The 2,429-nt window shown below is 45.6% G+C and carries 2 protein-coding genes; both read left to right on the top strand.

Annotation, left to right across the window (positions count from 1 at the left end; all coding sequences use genetic code 11):
* The first annotated feature begins 236 nt into the window (after positions 1 to 236).
* Entirely contained in the window at positions 237 to 896 is a 660-nt protein-coding gene (locus tag Abin_RS14400; RefSeq protein ID WP_146867751.1) for a HEPN domain-containing protein, read from the top strand.
* Positions 897 to 1,403: 507 nt separating this feature from the next.
* The coding region (locus tag Abin_RS14405; protein ID WP_371862252.1) for a DUF6538 domain-containing protein at positions 1,404 to 2,429 on the top strand (1,026 nt) is incomplete at its 3' end.

Below are 2,429 nucleotides of genomic sequence, written 5' to 3' on the forward strand. Positions count from 1 at the left end.
GGGAGCCAGCAGTGTCGAATGGCTACCCATTCGACATCTGGCAAGGGGAAGAGACCTCCCCCGTTGACCCCCTACAGCGCAAAAAAAATAAGATTTGATCAAATGACTGTGTTACGCCCTCATGTCGGACATAATTTTAGCCTTCTGGACTCTTTTCAAAAAATGAAACTTATCATATCTTTCGACGCAAGTAAAAAAATATAAGCTGTTAAATTAAATGTAGAATAGGTGAAATAATGAGTGCATTTGTTAAATTTCAAAGCAGCATTGCTGCATCAGACAAACTAATAAAAATGTATAACGAACTTAGATTGTCTAGAGACTTAGGTAAGCGGGGAGCATTAACCTCCACTAATAAAGATTTATTTTGGATACTTCGATCATCCGTCGTTGCATCAATTTCTGCATTAGATACTTATATACACACCGTTCTCAATGACCAGATACCAAAATTATTATCAGAAAACAATATTTCCGAGGTTTTGGCATCAGAAATGTCGTCGCTTATACCAATAAAAAATGCTAGTTCATTTAAGGCTGCTTACCCATTGATTTCTTCCCGAGACATTTCTCAAAGATTGTCTATAAAATTACACGAAAAAACCCTTCAATTTATGTCTTTTCAAGCACCAGAAAAAATTATATTCGCTTACGATATGATTAATCAACCGGATATTTTTGATAAGATAGCTGCGACTTGGTCAGGCCCCAAGACTACAGGCGAAGAAATCAAACGGAAACTAGCCAATTACGTAAAAAGACGAAATCAAATTGCGCATGAAGGTGATCACGACCATCAAGGAAACGTAAGGCGCATACAGCCCAAATATGCTAACGAATGCGAAGATTTTATTAAAAATATTGTGAATCGGTTAAATAAAATTGTCTATCCATAACTATATATTTTTATCATATTTATGTGAATGATTAAAAATTCCCCAGAGAATGTTCAAAGTAAGATAATTATACAGTGTTTGACTTCTTCGAAGCTGACCTTCCGCTACCCCCCCAATTCTGACATCAAGAAGGGGTTCACGGGGGAGAGCAATGCTCTCTCCTCCTGACCAGTTTGCAAACCATCGCGACACAACGTGTCCACTGGTTTGCACGGCTGGCTCTCCTCTTTTCTGAACGAGCCAGCTTCACGCCATACATGACCCCTTCTCTCTTTTGGCTTGACGCACCCAGAGTGTTTAACCAAAATTGAAGGCAGAAAATTCAACTAGAAGACCGCGTATCATTATCCGCTGTCTTTTCAAGGTGTTGCGAAGCTGACCGTGCGGGTCAGTGAGGGTTCGAGTCCCGCAGTTCGCACCACTAACCTATTGAAATATAACAGTAAAATGAGAATTTGACGGGTCTGCGGGATTTTCCCGTTTGTCTTCCCAGAACGGGAATTCGTCATGCTCCGCCTTATCGGCTCATACTACCATTTCCGCCGCGCCATCCCTCAGGACCTCAAAGCCCTTCTGGGCCGATCTGAAATCTCCCTCTCCCTGCGCACCGATAAAAAGTTGATCGCCCGCGAAAGAGCTGCTGATCTGTATGCACGTACAGGTGACTTCTTTCATAAGGCCCGGACTTTGGACGAACAGGCATCCCCTACCCTTCTGCAAGAACTTCTGGCCTTGCAAACCCAGATGATCAGGGATCAGGAAACAACTCTCTCCCTCGCAGAAGAGTGCCACGCACTGGAGCAGAAGGCTGAGAAGGCCCAGCATGCCATGCAAATGCTGGCGCAGGTTCAAAAGGAAAGCACCTTCCTCCAGCAGAGCAAGGATCACCTTGCTGCCATCCAGACGCGACTGGAATCTCTCAGCCAGCGCCTCAGAACAGGCGCAGCCGTAAGTGCCAAAGAAAAAGAAATGCTTCGGGGAGAGGCAAACCGGCTTGCGGCGATGATTGTCGACATTCGCAGCAATCAGACACTGGCCCAGCAGGCCAGAAACCTTCCAGCATCCTCTCTCGTTCCTCTTGAGAACGTGGGAGCAGAAGAAAAGCCTGGTCCTGTTAAACCGTCCTCGCCTCGCCTGTCGGTTATGGCCGAAAAATTCATTTATTCAGACACCACCAAAAGCCCCGACACGCTCAAAGCCACTCGTAAAACGATTGATCTGTTCATTGAGGCCTTCGGCGATAAGCCTATTCGGCAGATTACCGGCACCGTAGCCGGTGAGTTTTTTGACCTTCTGTCATCCCTGCCCGCTACGCATGGTAAAGGAAAAACTGTTCTCCCCTTGCGTATGGTCATTGCTCAGGCACAGGAGCAAGGCCAAGAAACTGTCAGTGGCAAAACTGTGAAGAACCACTTCTCACGCATGTCTTCACTCTGGAGCCATCTTGTTCAACGTGATCTTGTCGACAAGAACCCATGGGCGGGATGGGACTTTAATGTCACAAAGAAAATTGTCCGACGGGGCTGGACGGAT

It is taken from the genome of Acetobacter indonesiensis (genome assembly GCF_000963945.1).
GTDB lineage: Bacteria > Pseudomonadota > Alphaproteobacteria > Acetobacterales > Acetobacteraceae > Acetobacter > Acetobacter indonesiensis.